This is a genomic window from Marinobacter sp. (assembly GCF_039977835.1).
GTDB lineage: Bacteria > Pseudomonadota > Gammaproteobacteria > Pseudomonadales > Oleiphilaceae > Marinobacter.
The window spans coordinates 12,700-29,343 of the sequence record NZ_JBDWCL010000070.1 but is presented as its reverse complement, the minus strand read 5'-3'; the positions used below and the strand labels follow the sequence as shown (position 1 = coordinate 29,343).

The 16,644-nt window shown below is 50.1% G+C and carries 19 protein-coding genes; 15 read left to right on the top strand and 4 right to left on the bottom strand.

Going from position 1 to position 16,644, the window contains the following annotated elements:
• Positions 1-701: 701 nt before the first annotated feature.
• The 7 genes from ABJM11_RS19925 (at position 702) to ABJM11_RS19895 (ending at position 5,714) form a co-directional block, all read left to right on the top strand.
• The gene (locus ABJM11_RS19925; protein ID WP_348292797.1) at positions 702-1,019 is read left to right on the top strand and encodes a hypothetical protein; all 318 of its coding nucleotides are present in this window, start codon (positions 702-704) and stop codon (positions 1,017-1,019) included.
• 156 nt (positions 1,020-1,175) lie between these two features.
• A complete protein-coding gene (locus ABJM11_RS19920; protein ID WP_348292795.1) occupies positions 1,176-1,526 on the top strand; it encodes a hypothetical protein in 351 nt (116 codons plus the stop codon).
• 329 nt (positions 1,527-1,855) lie between these two features.
• Positions 1,856-1,990, top strand: a complete 135-nt coding sequence (locus ABJM11_RS19915) for a hypothetical protein (RefSeq protein WP_268890757.1) — start codon at positions 1,856-1,858, stop codon at positions 1,988-1,990.
• Between the two features lie 568 nt (positions 1,991-2,558).
• A complete protein-coding gene (locus ABJM11_RS19910) occupies positions 2,559-3,425 on the top strand; it encodes a helicase RepA family protein (RefSeq protein ID WP_348292793.1) in 867 nt (288 codons plus the stop codon).
• 163 nt (positions 3,426-3,588) lie between these two features.
• On the top strand, positions 3,589-4,176 hold the full coding sequence (locus ABJM11_RS19905) for an ABC transporter ATPase (RefSeq protein ID WP_348292792.1): 588 nt from the start codon (positions 3,589-3,591) through the stop codon (positions 4,174-4,176).
• Between the two features lie 368 nt (positions 4,177-4,544).
• Complete coding sequence (locus tag ABJM11_RS19900; protein WP_348292791.1) at positions 4,545-4,814, top strand: HTH domain-containing protein; 270 nt, start codon at positions 4,545-4,547, stop codon at positions 4,812-4,814.
• Positions 4,815-5,714: a DNA adenine methylase gene (locus ABJM11_RS19895; RefSeq protein WP_348292789.1), complete on the top strand. Its 900-nt coding sequence runs from the start codon at positions 4,815-4,817 to the stop codon at positions 5,712-5,714. It abuts the gene before it with no gap.
• Here ABJM11_RS19895 and ABJM11_RS19890 read toward each other — a convergent pair.
• Both ABJM11_RS19890 and ABJM11_RS19885 read right to left on the bottom strand, forming a co-directional pair.
• Positions 5,702-6,430 (bottom strand): hypothetical protein, encoded by a 729-nt coding sequence (locus tag ABJM11_RS19890; protein WP_348292787.1) that lies wholly within the window; start codon positions 6,428-6,430, stop codon positions 5,702-5,704. The genes ABJM11_RS19895 and ABJM11_RS19890 overlap by 13 nt on opposite strands.
• Positions 6,431-6,584: 154 nt before the next feature.
• Positions 6,585-7,238, bottom strand: coding sequence for a hypothetical protein (locus ABJM11_RS19885; RefSeq protein WP_348292785.1), 654 nt, complete (start codon positions 7,236-7,238; stop codon positions 6,585-6,587).
• Between the two features lie 136 nt (positions 7,239-7,374).
• Here ABJM11_RS19885 and ABJM11_RS19880 point away from each other — a divergent pair, with 136 nt between their 5' ends.
• From ABJM11_RS19880 to ABJM11_RS19855, 6 genes are all read left to right on the top strand, one after another.
• On the top strand, positions 7,375-7,815 hold the full coding sequence (locus tag ABJM11_RS19880; protein ID WP_348292783.1) for a hypothetical protein: 441 nt from the start codon (positions 7,375-7,377) through the stop codon (positions 7,813-7,815).
• 267 nt (positions 7,816-8,082) lie between these two features.
• Positions 8,083-8,694, top strand: coding sequence for a hypothetical protein (locus ABJM11_RS19875; protein ID WP_348292781.1), 612 nt, complete (start codon positions 8,083-8,085; stop codon positions 8,692-8,694).
• Between the two features lie 56 nt (positions 8,695-8,750).
• A complete protein-coding gene (locus ABJM11_RS19870) occupies positions 8,751-9,101 on the top strand; it encodes a hypothetical protein (protein WP_348292779.1) in 351 nt (116 codons plus the stop codon).
• Between the two features lie 26 nt (positions 9,102-9,127).
• The gene (locus ABJM11_RS19865) at positions 9,128-11,227 is read left to right on the top strand and encodes a hypothetical protein (protein WP_348292778.1); all 2,100 of its coding nucleotides are present in this window, start codon (positions 9,128-9,130) and stop codon (positions 11,225-11,227) included.
• Positions 11,228-11,352: 125 nt separating this feature from the next.
• The gene (locus tag ABJM11_RS19860) at positions 11,353-11,580 is read left to right on the top strand and encodes a YgiT-type zinc finger protein (protein WP_222562666.1); all 228 of its coding nucleotides are present in this window, start codon (positions 11,353-11,355) and stop codon (positions 11,578-11,580) included.
• Between the two features lie 2 nt (positions 11,581-11,582).
• Positions 11,583-11,981, top strand: coding sequence for a hypothetical protein (locus tag ABJM11_RS19855; protein ID WP_348292776.1), 399 nt, complete (start codon positions 11,583-11,585; stop codon positions 11,979-11,981).
• Here the strand turns inward: ABJM11_RS19855 and ABJM11_RS19850 are convergent.
• A complete protein-coding gene (locus ABJM11_RS19850) occupies positions 11,966-12,100 on the bottom strand; it encodes a hypothetical protein (protein WP_348292775.1) in 135 nt (44 codons plus the stop codon). The two genes, ABJM11_RS19855 and ABJM11_RS19850, sit on opposite strands and share 16 nt — an antisense overlap.
• Before the next feature lie 361 nt (positions 12,101-12,461).
• Complete coding sequence (locus tag ABJM11_RS19845) at positions 12,462-13,670, bottom strand: integrase family protein (protein ID WP_348292774.1); 1,209 nt, start codon at positions 13,668-13,670, stop codon at positions 12,462-12,464.
• A gap of 705 nt (positions 13,671-14,375) precedes the next feature.
• Here ABJM11_RS19845 and glnA point away from each other — a divergent pair.
• Positions 14,376-15,779, top strand: a complete 1,404-nt coding sequence (gene glnA, locus ABJM11_RS19840; protein WP_150994679.1) for a glutamate--ammonia ligase — start codon at positions 14,376-14,378, stop codon at positions 15,777-15,779.
• Between the two features lie 187 nt (positions 15,780-15,966).
• Entirely contained in the window at positions 15,967-16,497 is a 531-nt protein-coding gene (locus ABJM11_RS19835) for a DUF4124 domain-containing protein (RefSeq protein ID WP_348292773.1), read from the top strand.
• The last annotated feature ends 147 nt before the right edge of the window (positions 16,498-16,644 follow it).

The following is a 16,644-nucleotide window of genomic DNA, read 5'->3' as shown; positions in this document are numbered from 1 at the left end:
ATGTTTGGAGGGAAATCCGCAAGTCTTTGGAACTGCTCCGCGAGCTTTTTGATGGCATACTCGCGACGCTTTTCGCCCAAGATAGAGAGACGAAATACAATGGTTTGGATTGCCTCCTCAGCGGTCAAAGTATCTGCTGCCTCCTCCAGAATTCGCAGATATGTACTACCGCAGCAATGGAAGCAAGTATGGGGGCTACTGAGAGTGAAAATATTATTCTTTTTCATTAGAGACCCTCCCGTCATCCACGTTTGCTGTGAATTTTATGAAGGTGCACTCGTCTAGCTGACGACTGTAATGTCGGCGTAACTGCTTCCCGGTTCTCTCTTTGTTATCGGAATTGAACTTGGCTGGGTCATATCTTAGGTGGCAAAGCGACTCACCATTTTTGCTCTCTACATGTACTTGAACCCCATCTACCTTGTTTGGGTTGTATGCGCACCCCGAGAGTCCAATTAGAAGCACGGTAACCGCGGCACAAAACGTTTTATTCAGCGTCATTTGAAATCTCCTCTTTGTTGATGACGGAGATAGGCTCGCACGGGACTCCCAAAAGCGACCCACGTCGAATTGCCCGTTTTGGGTGCATAGCAAAAAAAGATAAATTTCTTATCAGAAAGACTTGAAAATAGGCACTTAATACCTATAATGAAGATGAGGGCCGGGTATTCTGCCAAGGCCAAAACCAGAGGAATCTGATGATGAATACAGCAACTAACCTAAACGCTGATAACTTTGTTTTCGCGATGATCTGCGACGTTCTTGCCGACCTGAAGGTAGCTGACCCGCTATCTACCGCTATCAGTTGGGAGGAGTATCAGACCAGAGAGGGAGACACCTACCTTGCCCCCGAGGGGTTTGCTCCTGTCATGGTTTACCGCACTTCGGAGCAACACTGGGAGATTGCACGGGGCGACCAACTCGGTCTTGAAGTGACCACGGAGGCTGTTCGCCGAGCGATTTATAGTTTCGGGCTAAGTGAACTAGAACCGCTACTGGAACGGCTCCAGCAGGCGTAACAAATTCATTCGCCCCGGCCTACCGGAGCCTTCCCATTTGAGGTGAAATTGCTCCAGAAGGACTCTCAGGAGACCTCGCAGTAATACCCGCCTCTACCTGGAAAGTCTGGAGCCCCAAAGGGGCTCTAAAAAGTCCCCACCAATTAAGGAGAGCAAATGTCACAAAAAGACAAAGTAAACGTACGTCCTGAGACGCTGCGTCCATTTCCTGAATGGGAGCCACCTTCGCCAGATGAGATACGACAAGTTTTCGTCCTGGCAGGTGAGCGACGAGGTTTAAAGAAACTAACTGGAGCACAGGTAGCGGATCTGGTTGGCGCTTCATCTACCGGTGCTGGGGTCGGCAAAGGCTCTCGTACAGTGAGGAAGTGGGTCGGCGGAGAATCGAGAATTCCGTATGGAGCGTGGTCGATTTTGTGCTACGAAGCAGGGTTTGGGCTGATTTGGCGCTCAGAGGGTCTCGAAAAAGCCCTGACCGATCCTGATGCTGACAACCCAGAGGCATAGAGTCTCATAAAGGTCCTTTGTAAGACCTGGACTTCTGATTTTTATTATCTCTGACCCTCCCCAAGTGGGTTTGAGTCCCGAAAAAGTCCTTTGCGAGACCTTCAAATAGACGGCTGACTGCTTAGTAGAAAAGTTTCGGTGGTGCGGGTCTCGCAAGAGACCTTTGAGAAGCCCTGTTCGGCGTGAAACGATTATTTTTACTCTGCACCCAAAATGGGCAATTAGCGACCCGTGCTTAGGAAGAGAAATACGGCAAAATGGGTTCAATAATATTGATAAATAGGTATTAAGTGCCTATAATGAAAGTAAGAGCAACAGGAGGGTTAGATATGACCGAGCAATTTGAAATGAAGATCATCGGTGTATTTGCAGGACTGGCGATTCTGGAGGCGGTCGGTATCGATCTGCTGGGATTTACACACAAAATACTTGGTGCGCTGATTGTTTCAGGTTTCGCTGGCTAACATAGTCAGGCACAACGAATAAGTGGGTAGCTGGCCCCTGAAAAGAAGCAGCAAGTAAAAGCAACCTCGGGTTCACTAACTTGCAAGGTGACTGGGCCGGGGGCATCTCCTTGGGGAGAATTTTTGGAAAGCGGAGCATTGTCCACCGCGAGTCTGCACATCTCATCAAGTGCAGGCGGCCTTTCGGGTCTTTATCTGGCCTGTCTGGTTAATGCGTCTCGCCATTAACCCTCGCTTTCTGGCACGAGCGGGGCCGAGTGCTGTCACCAGCCGCGAGCGCAGTGCCTCAACAATGTCAAAAGTTGAGGTTTTTCATGAAAATACAAAGCACCCCCCATTCTCTTCGTGTCCGGCAGTTTGTGTCGTCGGAACTTTTCTCTCTCATGCTAGATGTTACAGCGGCACACGATAGCCCAGGTTACCGGTCGTACTGTGTCCTCGTACTAGCTCGCCATGCTCGACTCTCCACATGTCAGGCGCTACTCATTGTAGATCGCGAAATCCAACGCCGTAAGTCAGCGTCTGCTCGCTCATGGACAGTTTCCTTAGCGTCTGTAGGTGGTGCGGCATGATCGACATTCGTTCAGCTTTTGAATGTGAACCTGCACCTATCGACTATGTATTGCCTGGTATGGTGGCAGGAAGCGTGGGAGCTATCGTTAGCCCAGGTGGAGCTGGAAAATCGATGGCCGCTCTACAAATAGGTGCAACGTTGGCCGGTGGTCCCGATTTGCTTAACTTGAGCGACATGCGTTCGGGGCGAGTGGTATACCTGCCAGCGGAAGATCCGATTTGTACTATTGAGCACAGGCTGCACTACTTGGGCAAACATCTTGCTCCCAATGAACGGGAGTTGGTTGCTCAGAATCTTCTAATCGAGCCGCTTGTTGGCCGCGAACCGAATGTGATGGATGGCCGTTGGTCAGATGCGCTGGTCCGAGCTGCTGACGGCACGAGACTGTTAATCCTGGATACACTTCGCCGATTTCACTCATACGACGAAAATGATTCTGGCGCAATGGCGGCAGTGGTCGGTCGTTTAGAAAGTATTGCCCAAGCGACCGGATGCAGCATCCTGTTTCTTCACCACACCAACAAATCAGCTGCATTTCTTGGGGCTGGCGACATGCAACAGGCTAGTCGCGGATCCTCAGTTCTGACAGATAACATCCGGTGGCAGGCATACCTATCATCTATGACTCCCAACGAGGCTGAAAAATGGGGCGTAGATGAGGCAATGCGGAGCCATTTTGTGCGACTGGGTGTATCAAAGGTCAATTATGGACCTCCTCTCCCTGAAAGATGGCTACGACGCCATGAAGGAGGAGTTCTCAGTCCCGCAGTCTTAGAAAAACAGGAACCAAAGCGCAAACAGTATGTAAAGCAAGCAACTAAAGCGGAAGCAGCAATAGGGGGTGACGATGAAAACTGGTAATAAAGTCACTCCTACCAGCACAGCTTTACAAGCTAGAGTTGTATTGTATCAGCCGACTCAGCGGCCCCGCGAGAGACAAGGCGACTGGGTGGAAACCAAATTCGGTCGTTGCCGTGTAGCAGGCAGGCTAGGGCAGCGACACGCAGACGTTGTTGAGGCTCTCATGTATGTTTCCGAACGCAAGCGCGAAGTATCGGATGGAGGTATTGAGCTGTTGGTTGATCCCGCTAAGGTGCGGCGGACACTATCTGATCACAATTACAGCCTGAGCCGCATTCAGGCCCTACTTCGGGATCTGAGAAGCGCAACCGTTGAAATAATTACGCCGGAGCTGGAGGGTTCTGGCGACCGGATTATTGGAGGGTTGATTGATCATGTGATCCCGTCTCCTAAGACCCGGCATAACCCGCTCACAGGGGGCCAACGTAACCTATGGCGGGTGAGGCTAGGAATAGCTCTGGTAATGTTGCTGGAACGCGATCTCAACCTTTACTACTCACCAGAACCGATTGCCCGGCTTCAGCATGGCGTGAGCCAGGCAGTGGCCCGGCATGTACTTACCCATCAGCACGATCCTAGTGGTGGTTGGCATACCGACACCCTGCTTCGTGCCGTGTATGGTCAGGACATTACCAGCATGGCGCTTCGCAATGGGCGACGGAGACTGAAGGAGGATGCCGAAGGTCTAATGAAGGTAGGAATTGAGCTATGCGAAACGGCAAAGCGAGTAATACGTGCCACAGCGGCCTGATTGGATTTGTAGTGCCGGGAAAAACGTGCCACAACGGCCCGACGGTGTGCCACAGCGGCCCGGATGTGTGCCACAGCGGCTCGGATTTAGCAAGTTATTCAGTATATTCAGGATGTTCAGGGCGGCACAGCCGCCCGCCTTTAGAGCGTGCGGCTAACCGCCAAATTCTCCGGCCCTTCGGGCCTGCGCGGGCTTCGCCCTTACCATACTGGCCAGTGAAAGGAGGCCGCTAGGCCGACTTCTTCCGCGTAGCGGAATTCCTTCGAAAGGATATAAAACTTTCACATGTGAAAGATTTCAGCTCCGGCTTTATTTAGCATGCAATTGCATGCTATTATGCTTGAAAAATCACAAAAGAGCTTCTAGCAATGGCGTGGAATCGAAGTATTAGCAAGAATGAGCAGCTTATGATCTCGGTCTTAGAGACTGCTGGTCAGTCATTAAACATGTCAGAAATAGTAAAAGCTATAGCTAAAAAAGATAAATCGGCTTTATCTGGCAAGACGCCGGAGAAATCTCTCTATTCTATTATTTATCGAAGAGAGAAACGAAGAAAGGAACAGGGGCAGCCCCCTCTATTTTTGGTAATAAAGCGCGGTGGAACACAATATTATCAATTGAACAAAGAGGCTAAATAGATGGGAGCGCCACATGTAATTCCATATCAGGGGAGCAAACGAAAAATCGCAGATGATATTCTGAAGTATATCGACTTCGATGTCCCCGGCAAGCTGTATGAACCATTTGCAGGTTCTGCGGCTATCACATTATCAGCAGCGGCTAAAGGCAAAGCTAACGGGTATGTTATTGGAGATAAGTATGAGCCATTGGTTGAGCTATGGAAAATAATAATCGAATCCCCAGAAGATGTGGCTAACCGATATGAACACCTTTGGATGTCTCAACTGTCTAATCCAAGAGAATTCTTCACCCAAATACGTGACCAATATAACGCTGACTCAGATCCGGTAAAGTTTCTTTATTTGGTTGCCAGGTGCGTGAAAAATGCAATCAGATTCAATTCAAAGGGTGAATTTAACCAATCTCCTGATAACCGCCGTCTAGGGACAAAGCCAGAAAGAGTCCGTCGAGAAGCAAAGAGAGCTTCGCAACTCCTCAAAGGCCGTGTAGAACTTAGATCTGGGGATTTTTTAGATATCCTGGAGTGCGCGACTTCTGATGACATCGTTTATATGGATCCGCCATGGCAAGGCACAAGCAACAAGAAAGACCCAAGATATGCTTATCTCCTAGAACTTGATAGGTTAATATACGGCTTGGAACAGTTAAATAAAAGAAATGTGCCGTTTATGCTATCGTTTGATGGTACATGTGGGGATAGAACATACGGTAATGAGCTCCCGACTGAATTAGGCCTGACTAAAATCGGAGTTCACGCGGGCCGCTCAAGTCAAGCAACTCTGCTGGGTCGAGAAGACATTACCATTGAATCTCTCTATTTATCTCCGTCATTAGTCGAACGCTGTAACAGTGATAAACCTCTTATTTCGAGTGAGCTTCAGCTTCAGTTCTTCTGATTTCCTTTATATCGATCATTAACTATTATCTTTATCAGCTCTTGAGGAGAGCGGCCTGTTTGATCGCTCTCTTCAGTCAACATATCGAAGTTTTTCACTTCACTACCTTCCCAGGTTACATTCAAGCTTCTCTGAGTGCGCATTGCAACATGAGTATAATTTTCGGGATACGCCCAGTAGCAGGTCCGACATATGTTCAAATCAAAATGAAGCTTTAAATTTTCACAGTGTTCGCAATCCCAAGATTTAGACCTTTGTAGCGATTTAGATAAAAGCATGAAATCGGAGGGATCTCGATCTCCAGCGATGTCTCCAGAAATGTAATAAGGAACCCTATGATCTATTTGGAGCTCTTTTTCTGGAAGCTGTTGTTTTGAAATTGCGCAGTATAGTCCATCACGCTCTATTAATTTTCCTTTCAACGAAGCGGGAAAATTAATACGTCCGCCAAATTTATGCTTACGTATTTCAGACGCAGGGCCAAATGTATACTCAGCAATCGTCCTATTGTCAGAACTTTTAATGTTGTTTGTGACCAAAGGAATACCGTTGTCCCTCACATCTCCGACCGCTCGGGCGCCGTGTACGAAACCAGCATTCCGGATCTGCTCGGAGTTGATTGAGCCGTGCTCAATTATATGATGGATAACGAACGCCGCCCGTGAACTACAGACTTCCAGTACGTCTTTGATATAGACTTCTAGCTCTTTTTCCACGCCCAATCCTCAGCATCAAAAAATGAGCCTATAATAAACATACATTATGACTAGACGCAATCTACAGCCCCGCGCTAACTAAAGGCAGCGCCTGCGGTTTCAGTGTTTTAGGGACGAATATGGGGCGACTTGCCCCGGATCTGATTTCAATCTTCTAGTTATTGAGAATAACTCTCAACCAGTCAAACTCACGACAGCATACAGTTTCGAGCTGCTTAGCTACGTATTCGTCGCTGTTGCGTTCTCCCCGCTTATGGTTGGCAATGCAGAGGTAGTAGTTTTCCCCGTTGTGCTCTGCGTAAATTAACCATTCACCTGTGAGACTTGCTCGTTCACTTCTGCTTTGGATCGGCGCTTCTACAACTTGATTAACGAAGTCGTTGAGCATTTCTGGTGTTACCTTCTCACCCTTGCTGGGATGAACTGCAGCTTCCGCAGCGCGTTTAGTGCCATGTTTTCCTAACTCGTTCAGGATGTTGTGAGCCATGCTTGATGGTGTAACCATCAGGAAATGCTTATGCCACAGCCCTTTGAGCGGTTTTCGCGTAAACTGCGTGGGAGGTTTCATATAACTCTGGCTGCCTGTCTCCAGCGATTTAATCTCTTGAACAACCTGCTCTGGAGATAAACCTATATTTTTCTCTGATAGATATAGGTCAAGAAGCAAGAGGTCGCTGTATCGCCCAGGTATTAGCTGAGGTATGCCATATAGTTCAGCATACAGCTCAAGTTGTTGCGACGTGACAACTTCATCGCTTCCGTTGTCATTGTGTACAGTAAATTCACAAAAAGGAAGTTTTCCGGCCATTACGAAACCTTTTTATTTTCTTTCACATGTGAAAGTTTTTTGGCTTGCGCCCAAAACGGACAGGAACAGATGCGTGCCCTAACTACAGCCTGACCGATAATTTCTCCTACTTAACATGTAATAACAGGAGATTATCATGGCATCAATTTATGATTCATATCCCTTGGACCAAAAAATCCCAGGATTTTTTAACGGCTACGATTCTCGCCGCGAAATGGAAGAAGCGAACCGTGAAGCAACAGAGCGGTTCATGGAAGAAATGTTCCGGCAGGACATAGTAAAAAAGCAGCGTGTGAAGGCCGGGGTCCCTGCTCTCCAGCGATTGCTTGAAGTCGCACCAGGCCACCACGGGCAAGCTCAGCACATTCGGCGGTTTCTTTTATCACTCTACAATGGATTTGAGTGGCCTATGGACATGCGTCGCCTGCGGTGTCTCGACACGGATTTACAACAAGCCGTTCTTGCGGTCATTGAGCTTGACTGGTGCGGGAGGGAAGTTCATACATATATCAAAGACGGTGATGATGTATTCCAGCGATTCTGGGAAATGGAGTCACCTGTTATTGAGGATGATTAACTAATCGTCAATTATAAAGTTTCAGCTATACAGGGGGCATCGCCCCCTTTTTTATTGCTTTGAATTTAGAGCTGGAACCTACATTACTGTAATTACGATAATTATCGTAATAATAGGTTTTACTCTCCATCCGTCTTTCACATGTGAAAGTTTTCACAGTCAATTCCCCTACGCGCCCCAAATGGGCAGAAACGCATGGGTGCCCCTGATGTAATCTCAGTAATAATTTCTCCTGCGTTCAGCAATTTAATTAACAGGAGAAATAATATGAAGATCAAAACTATCCCTTTCGCTGTTGCATCTGCCATCGCTTTGACGAGCCTCTCGGGTGCAGCTATGGCCGGAACTGGTACTGCCACTGCGGAGGTGACGGCAATGCCTCCAGCTTTGAGTGTGCAAGAAATTCAGGCTTATCAAATGCAAATTGAGCGCGCCCCAGGTGCGACCATGCCAACCGGCTCTATCAACCTCAAACAATGGGCATCGAATGGCATTCTTAAAGATCCGGCAGAGAGCGTCGTCCCTGGCTGTCTGAAAGTTGCTGGTGATGTTGACAAGGCAGTCTCAATCACAATGACTGGTTTCAGCACATTGGTTGCACCAGGCGGGGCGGAAATTACCTTCATGGGAGGTGCAGGCGAGCCGAAATTTGAGGTCGCAACATCGACAGTTGACTGCTCTGATGCTGTGGCGGGTTCGTTTACTCCGACAACTCTCGCTGGAACGCCTATCGCTAGTTCAACGAGTGCAACTGGTGAATTGTATTTAGCGTGGCGCTATCAGGAACCGACGAATGCTACAGCTGGCTATATGAGCATGAGCGCGTGGGAGGAAGGCGCATTCACTGGAACCGTCGATATCACTGTCGATTATCAGTGATTCCGGCAAATAAGGGCTGGCTTCGGCCAGCTCTATTTGTTGTTTGGAGGTTCCTTATGAAAATTTTCATATCATTTTTTGTTGCCCTGACGCTGGCAGCTTCCGCCCACGCCGTTCAGCTGCGGCAGCACGAGATTGTGATTTCGTCCGCTTCTGCGGTCGAGATTCCGGTTACCAACAACCATGAAAATCCAATGCTGGTCCGTGTCACACCGCCGGAGGGGGTGCAGGCTTTCCCTCGGCGTGTCCGGCTACTTCCTGGTCAACGCCAGATTATCAAAGCTCGCCTTGTGGGAGAGTTGATTGAGGGAAGTAGGATGGCGTTCAGTTACGCCGTCGAGCGACCTGAAGAGCTGGGGGCTCATGCTCGGATTACGCTGAGGATTCCGATTAGGGAGGTGCGATAGTGATTCACCTCCGACGACTTTCACATGTGAAAGTTTTAGCCCTGGTAGGGGCAGTTTCATTCACCGCAACGCCAGTACAAGCGGAAGATTACCTGATGGATTTTGTCGTAAACGGACAAAGCAAGGGCGAGTTCCTAGTTTCACGTGGTAAGTCAGAAGCTACGGCTGAAGCTGGGCTCTGGAGAGCAGCCGGAGTGAATGCCGCCAAGCCGCTCCCGCTGGAAAGGCTTCATGGGCTTGGTACAGCCAAAATTGTTTGGTCGGAACAAACTATCTATTTCTATCCACGGCAGGCGGAAACTAGCCGGAAAAACCTCAAACCTGAAGCCCGAATTGAGCCAACCGTTGCCCGTTACGATCTCAAGTCTGCCGATTATTATCTGACTCACCACAGCGAATCTGATGAATCGGTCGTGGGTAGTATCACTGCTACGGGGCGCATGGCTAGTTTCGATCTCGATGTGCGAGCAGGAATCGGCAACCACGAAAACTATTTTTCAGGCCAGTGGCACGATGAAGACAACAAATACGTGAAAGACCTGGAGCTGGGTCGCGTTCAACGTTACGGGCTGGACGGTATCAGCCTAACGAACGAAAGCTATCTCGCCACGGGCCGGTTTTCCACTGACCAGATCGAACTTTACTGGCCTGTGGGAACTCGCGTCGATGTATACCGTGATGGGGCGTATATCGAGTCGTTGGTTCTGGAGAGTGATCCCTATTCCTACGAAATCGAACTGGACTATGCCAATAATAGGTACGAGTTCCAAGCTGTGTTGCCTGATGGTCGTACCGATACCCGAACGGTAGAGAGAGCTATTTCCGGCCGTCTGGCTCCCGTGGGGCAGTTCAACTATCGGTTAGCTGCTGGTCAGTCGCCGGAGTCCGGGCAATCTCTGGCTACAGGCTATTTGTCATATGGTCTAACAAGCGAACTATCGCTATTCGCTGGTCGGGATCATCAAGAGCGCGGCTACGTCTCAGCTTTGTTTGCTCGGGACAGTTTTTCAGTTGAACCGAGCTGGTATGGAAACAGGGGCTACGCCGTTAACGGGTCGTGGCAGAACGATGATTTTTCTGTGTTTGGTCGAGTTAGTGACCTGGATGACTACAACCAACAATCTGTGAGTCTGTCATACCGTGCTCTGTTCCGACCCTCACTTCAGTATTCCTCTCGCTCGCGCTATGGTTATGAGGTACAGGAGACAACGCTGCGCACCTACCACAGTGCCTACATACGACCGCTTCGTTCATCGGTGTCGGTCTCGCCCTATCTCTCGATGCGCGAGCGCAATGGCCTCGATACCAAGGTTATCGGGGGCAGGTTACTAGCAAACCTGCCGCATGGATGGCAGGCCGTGGCGTCCTATGAGCGAGAGAGCTACGATTCCACGCTGGATAATATGCAGCGGTTCCGAGGGGAAATTTCCAAGCGGTTCCGTCTGGGGAGGTTAACCTACCGTCACACCGCCATGGACCATGGACGAGGCTGGGCCACGCAACAACAGAGTGTCCGAGCGGATCTATGGAACTGGGAGTTCGCCACGTTATCTGCTGCTGTAAATCGTTCGTCCACTGGTGAGAAGAGTTTTTCGTTGTCGATCAGTGGCTCTTTTGGACGCTCTGGATTTACTCGGATTCCCCAGCGGAATCAGGCCACACTAGAGCTGACTACGTGCCGTGATGAGAACGCTGATGGCATTTGCCAAGCCGATGAACCAGAGGTTACCGGTATCGCCGCTCGGGTAGGCGAGCGTAGAGTAATAACACCGGCAATTGTGGATTCACTAACACCCTACCGTCGATACAATGTTGAGGTTGCCGGCGATTTTGGGTTGTCTCCTCGGTATAGGGCTGTTGAGTCTAGCCGTTTGGTTCGGGGTGGGGTCAATCGACTACGGCTGCCCCTGTCCGAAATCCAGGAAGTCGAAGGTCAGTTGGAGCAGGATGGCATCCGAGTCGCCTTGGTCGATAAGGCGACAGGAAATGTTCTGAGCGAACAAACTACCAACTTTGGTGGCTGGTATCTGTTTTACGCGCCTGCACACAATGAGGTTGAGGTTGTGCGGGCTGATGATATAAATCTTTCACATGTGAAAGAAAATGAATCTGGAGAAAAGTCATGATAGCTGCACTTACTGGATACAGCCTGTTCATTATATGTGTGCTGGCAATTTGTGGTGCCGCGTATTTTTGGTCAGAGCCTCTTGAGAAGTGGTTCCGCAAAACGTTTAAGTAGTTGAGATGAATTATGAACGAAGAAAAATCGCCAGTATGCCCTAACTGCAAGTCTGAAAACCTTTCATTCGAAACGAAGCATGTCCAATACAAGGGGATAGAAATTCATTGCGTGAAAGGGTGGCACTGCCTCTGCGGAAACGTAGTGCTGGATGCCGATGAAGCAGCCCGAGTGAAAAATGAGTACCAGGATTGCCAAGCATTCTGGAACGCTGTTGATCAGATTTCTACAGGAGTATGAATATGTTGGTTACAGTGCCCAATCCCGACGACTTGCTCGATCTACAGCTCTTTTCTCTGGAAAGTCTCCGTGCGGAGCACGGCAAAAAGGCTGTGCCGCACCTCCGAAGGCTGGCGATACGTAAGATCTTCAAAGGACTCAGGCCAGAGGAGGTGGGCTTTCGGTCGGTTCAAGGCCCCATGGTCAAGCCTGGTGCTAAGGTTGAACTTCCCGCTAACGGAATCATTGTTGGACTCGACTATCTCCGTGCCAACTATGATCCGCGAGCTGCTCCAGAGATGAAAGTTCCGTCATTCCAAGTTGAGCTTACTGCTTGGACTATCGTGAGGGGACTACTGCTTCCCGCCTACAAATCCGCAAGTATTGAGCAGATGAGGGGGTGGCTTCAGGCATCTTCCTGATCCTCATCATGTTTGTCGGCGCACTCTATCTCTTTGAGAATCCTTTCAGCTTTGACCTTCGCAGCCTCAGCGATTTCGGGCTTTTCAGTTTCCAGAATTTCTTCTAATGTCCTCGCCATTTCATTACCCCCAATATATCTGCCAATGCTACACAAAATTATTTTAGCATCTGGCTCTTTGCACCCCAAATGGGCAAATAGGGAGTCGTGCCCAAAAAGAGGAATGCGGCATCATAGACACATACCTGATTTAACGCACCTCTTGGGAAGAAAGTTATGGTTCAAGGTTATTGGTCAACAAAAGATCTCTGCGAGCGATTTCGCTGTTGCTCTCGAACGTTACACCGCTGGCAAAAGCGCGACATCAACCCTTTTCCACGCCCTCGTTTCGCGCACTGTGGTTCTAGCAACCTATGGGCTGTCGATGATGTTATCGCTTGGGAAGAAAAAGTAGCCGGTCAGGCAGACGCTGCCTGACCCATTACAAAGGCTTCTTGCCCATTATTTTATAGAGCTTTTCCCACCATTTATCGTACACTGCGCTGGATTCTTCCAAATACCGATGGAAGTCGTATTTCTCACGTTCACCAGGGGCCGCATGACCTATCATCTTATCAGCAAGTGTGTCGGTCGCCGCCGCTGAAAAGTACGTCCTGGCTGTTTTCCTCAAGTCGTGAGTTGACCAGTGCTCCATTTCATACCCCGTATTCTTTCTTACCCACTGTCGAATGTTATATGGAATGGAAATTTGTGCACTGTCAGACATTGGCGTATCTTCACCGCGATTGACCAACAGGTACTTCGACTTGCTTAAAAGCATTAGCTCTTTAATGTAGGGCTCAATACCCGCAGTTATCGGGCGATACAGCGGTTGCTTGGTATATTTGTACCTCTTGTGATTTGTCGTTGCCCAGTACCCTTCTTCAAAGTTAAATTCTGATTTCTCTGCTTTCCTAAGCTCACCGTTCCTACAGCCGTAGAAAAGGCAAAGAACCATAAATAACTTGTTCTTTCGCTCAATCCGGCTCCCTCGAATCGCGTCAAAAAAGTACAGAAGGTCCTCGTCTGACAAAGCTCTCCCGCGAGTCCCCGACTCAATGCCAAGATCTTCATACGCCGTAATGTCTGCCAATACATTGCGGTCAATTTTCTCCCGTTTGACCGCCCACTTGAGCATTCGCTTCAGGTTTCCTAGCAGCCTTTTGGTAATAGCTGGCCTAGCATCTGACAGGTCCTCTAGGAGCTCCATCCAGGCAGAAAGGGTGATAGTTTCTGGAGGGTAGCTGCCGAAAGTAGGCAGGACATGAATCTCAAAGGAGCGACGAATTTGCTCTGCGGATGTCACCTTACCCGCACGTTCCCGTGCGAACCATTCTTCGAATATCTCGCTCAGCGATTGGCGGTCTTGATTCCGGAGCTTTTCTTCTTTCTTCGCGATGCGCGGGTCTATTCCCTGCTCCAGCTGCCTTTTTACGTCGTGTAGTTCTTCCCTCGCCTGTTTTAAGGACATCCCAGGATACGCGCCCAAGTCGATTCTGGCTGCCTTACCGCGAAACCGAAATCGTACCTGGAAGACAATTTTTCCCTTTGGACTTACCCTCACGGAGAGCCCATCTCTGTCGGCCCTTTCCTCTGGCTTTTCTCTAGTCTTTTTGTGGTTCGACCGTAACCACGTGTCTGTTAGTGCCACCCGCTATCCTCAATCATTGCAATGTGTACAAGAAAATTCGTTCAATATGGAGGGAACGAAGTTTTGTGCACACTTATGTACACAATATTATTATCTTGGATCGTCTGAGGTAGTACAAGGTTGTCTTGGGTGGTTTTTATAATTACTTGATTTATATAGCTTTTATTGTAATTTATGACTTAGGTTGTCTTGGGGTGTCTCAGAGGCAATTATCAACGTGGGCGATAATGGCGATATTACGGAGTTTATCAATCACAACTATAATCCTGCAGCATGCACTGAAATGACCTGAGAGGTGTTCAGCGGGACGAAAATGAAGTGGCGCGCAGTATATAGTAAAGTCTTCGCCGTTTATATGAAGAAAAACGCCTACTGCGGCCCTCGTCTCAACGCACCAATTTGATGCAGCTTTCAGGGTCTCGCACCAATTTAATGCACCAACACAGGGCGGTAACGGCCGCCTCTCATCATGACTCGCTCCAAAACAGTCCGGAAACCGTGCGATTGCGCAGTTGTGGAGCATGCATATAAAACTGGCAAGGCTATTGCTTCAGTCTTGTCAGCCGAATTTGCAGGTAAGTCGGAACAGCTTTTGATAAGCTGCCCAACCTGAAAGAAAGATCGGGAGTCAGCACCGCTGAACGATCCGGCAACAACGTACACAGAAATCGCCCGCCCTGCGGGATAACTGACGGAGCTTGCACAATGTCCAAGACGATTGATCTGATCAAAGAACACGAAGTCAAATGGGTCGACATGCGATTCACTGACAGCCGCGGTAAAGAGCAGCACGTAACGCTGCCCGCAACCGAGGTCGACGAGGATTTCTTTGCCGACGGCAAAATGTTTGACGGCTCCTCTATCTCCGGCTGGAAGGGCATCAACGAATCCGACATGATCCTGATGCCTGTCGACGAAACCTCTGTTCTGGATCCGTTCACGGAAGAGACCACCGTCAACATTACTTGTGACATCGTGGAGCCCTCCACCATGCAGGGTTACGAGCGGGATCCGCGCTCGGTCGCCAAGCGTGCGGAAGAATACCTGAAGTCTACCGGCATTGCGGATGGTGCGCTGTTTGGCCCTGAGCCGGAATTCTTTGTATTCGACTCTGCCAAGTGGAAAATCGACATGCAGGGCGCGATGTACGAGCTGTATTCCGAAGAAGCGGCCTGGGTATCCGGTGAAGACTTTGATCGTAACAACATCGGCCACCGTCCGGGCGTGAAGGGCGGCTACTTCCCGGTACCGCCGGTAGACAGCCTGCACGACCTGCGTGGCGCCATGTGTGCTGCCATGGAGTCCATGGGCCTGGAAATTGAAGTACACCACCACGAAGTGGGCACCGCTGGCCAGTGTGAAATCGGCGTTGGCGCCAACACCCTGACCCGCAAGGCTGATGAAGTTCAGATCCTGAAGTACTGCGTCCACAACGTGGCACACGCCTACGGCAAGACAGCCACGTTCATGCCCAAGCCGGTCGTTGGTGACAACGGTTCCGGTATGCACGTACACATGTCCCTGAACAAAGACGGCAAGAACCTGTTTGCTGGCGACGGCTATGCTGGCCTGAGCGAAATGGCCATCTATTACATTGGCGGTGTTATCAAGCATGCCAAGGCCATCAACGCCTTCACAAACGCCTCTACCAACAGCTACAAGCGCCTGGTTCCGGGCTTTGAAGCACCGGTTATGCTGGCCTACTCTGCCCGTAACCGTTCCGCTTCTATCCGGATCCCGTACGTGAACAGCCCGAAAGGCCGTCGTATCGAAGTTCGCTTCCCCGACGCTTCCGCCAACCCGTACCTGGCGTTCGCAGCGCTGATGATGGCAGGCCTCGACGGCATCCAGAACAAGATCCACCCGGGCGATGCCATGGACAAGGACCTGTACGATCTGCCGAAGGAAGAAGCCCTGAACATTCCGACCGTTGCCGAGACTTTCCAGGAAGCTCTGGACTCCCTCGAAGCGGATCACGAGTTCCTGACCCGGGGCGGCGTATTCACCGAAGACATGATCGGTGGTTACATCGACCTTAAGCGTGGCGAAGTTGAGCGACTCAACATGACCACTCACCCGGTCGAGTTCGAGCTTTACTATTCCTGCTAAGACGTCCTGCCAAGGCACTCCAGGGTGCCGGCAGTCACAAGAGCCCCGCCCCGCGCGGGGCTTTTTTGTGCCTGAAATCACAACGCCGCACCACTCTTAACGTAATGTAACCAAGCACGATAGGAATAGCGTTGAAATACATGGAGCTGGCGCTGATAATCGGATAAACAACAGAAAGGCTGTATCTATGAAACCACGGCTCGCATATGTCGCAGGCATTCTTGCCTTTTTCGCCTTCCCGCTTTCCGCAGAGGTGTATCGCCAGGTTGATGCCCAGGGCAACGTCACATACACCGATGAACCTGCAGAGGGCACGGAAGCTGAGGAGATCAAGGTCAAGCCGGTAACCACTGTTACTCTACCCAAGCTGGAGGCTGTCCGGGAACCGGAGAAGCTCAGGGCGAAGGTCGAACAGGAAGGCGCGGCGTATGACAGCGTGACATTTGTCGCACCTGGCGATGATGAGGCCTTTCACAGCGGCAGTGGCAACGTTGAATTTCAGGTCACCAGCTCGCCTTCGCTGCGGAAGAATCACAAATACGAAGTGACCCTGGACGGCCAGCCGGTAGGCCAGAGCGAGTCCGGAACCGTTATGGTGCGGAACGTCTACCGGGGCACCCACGACGCCGGAGTCAACATCATAGACAGCGACGGTGTCACTGTGAAAAGCGGCGAGACCATAACGTTTACCATCCACCGGCCCAGCGTTAACAACTGACGAGTCTTTCCACCTCTCTCCCGGATAGCGCGCGAATACCTGGACTGCTTCGCCTCCGCTTGTCACCTGACCTCATGCAGCGCACTATTTTAGTGCGCGCGCACCACAAAGCAGCCATACTCTGATCATTCGCAGGGCGTCCAGCCA

Bases quoted from the DNA above. Each gene is read 5' to 3' on its own strand.
- ABJM11_RS19870 (WP_348292779.1), top strand. From the start codon at position 8,751: ATGAAAATTTTCATATCATTTTTTGTTGCCCTGACGCTGGCAGCTTCC.
- ABJM11_RS19920 (WP_348292795.1), top strand. From the start codon at position 1,176: ATGTCACAAAAAGACAAAGTAAACGTACGTCCTGAGACGCTGCGTCCA.
- ABJM11_RS19905 (WP_348292792.1), top strand. From the start codon at position 3,589: ATGTATGTTTCCGAACGCAAGCGCGAAGTATCGGATGGAGGTATTGAG.
- ABJM11_RS19925 (WP_348292797.1), top strand. From the start codon at position 702: ATGAATACAGCAACTAACCTAAACGCTGATAACTTTGTTTTCGCGATG.
- ABJM11_RS19875 (WP_348292781.1), top strand. From the start codon at position 8,083: ATGAAGATCAAAACTATCCCTTTCGCTGTTGCATCTGCCATCGCTTTG.
- ABJM11_RS19850 (WP_348292775.1), bottom strand. From the start codon at position 12,100: ATGGCGAGGACATTAGAAGAAATTCTGGAAACTGAAAAGCCCGAAATC.
- ABJM11_RS19900 (WP_348292791.1), top strand. From the start codon at position 4,545: ATGGCGTGGAATCGAAGTATTAGCAAGAATGAGCAGCTTATGATCTCG.
- ABJM11_RS19835 (WP_348292773.1), top strand. From the start codon at position 15,967: ATGAAACCACGGCTCGCATATGTCGCAGGCATTCTTGCCTTTTTCGCC.
- glnA (WP_150994679.1), top strand. From the start codon at position 14,376: ATGTCCAAGACGATTGATCTGATCAAAGAACACGAAGTCAAATGGGTC.
- ABJM11_RS19910 (WP_348292793.1), top strand. From the start codon at position 2,559: ATGATCGACATTCGTTCAGCTTTTGAATGTGAACCTGCACCTATCGAC.
- ABJM11_RS19885 (WP_348292785.1), bottom strand. From the start codon at position 7,238: ATGGCCGGAAAACTTCCTTTTTGTGAATTTACTGTACACAATGACAAC.
- ABJM11_RS19860 (WP_222562666.1), top strand. From the start codon at position 11,353: ATGAACGAAGAAAAATCGCCAGTATGCCCTAACTGCAAGTCTGAAAAC.
- ABJM11_RS19915 (WP_268890757.1), top strand. From the start codon at position 1,856: ATGACCGAGCAATTTGAAATGAAGATCATCGGTGTATTTGCAGGACTG.
- ABJM11_RS19855 (WP_348292776.1), top strand. From the start codon at position 11,583: ATGTTGGTTACAGTGCCCAATCCCGACGACTTGCTCGATCTACAGCTC.
- ABJM11_RS19895 (WP_348292789.1), top strand. From the start codon at position 4,815: ATGGGAGCGCCACATGTAATTCCATATCAGGGGAGCAAACGAAAAATC.
- ABJM11_RS19880 (WP_348292783.1), top strand. From the start codon at position 7,375: ATGGCATCAATTTATGATTCATATCCCTTGGACCAAAAAATCCCAGGA.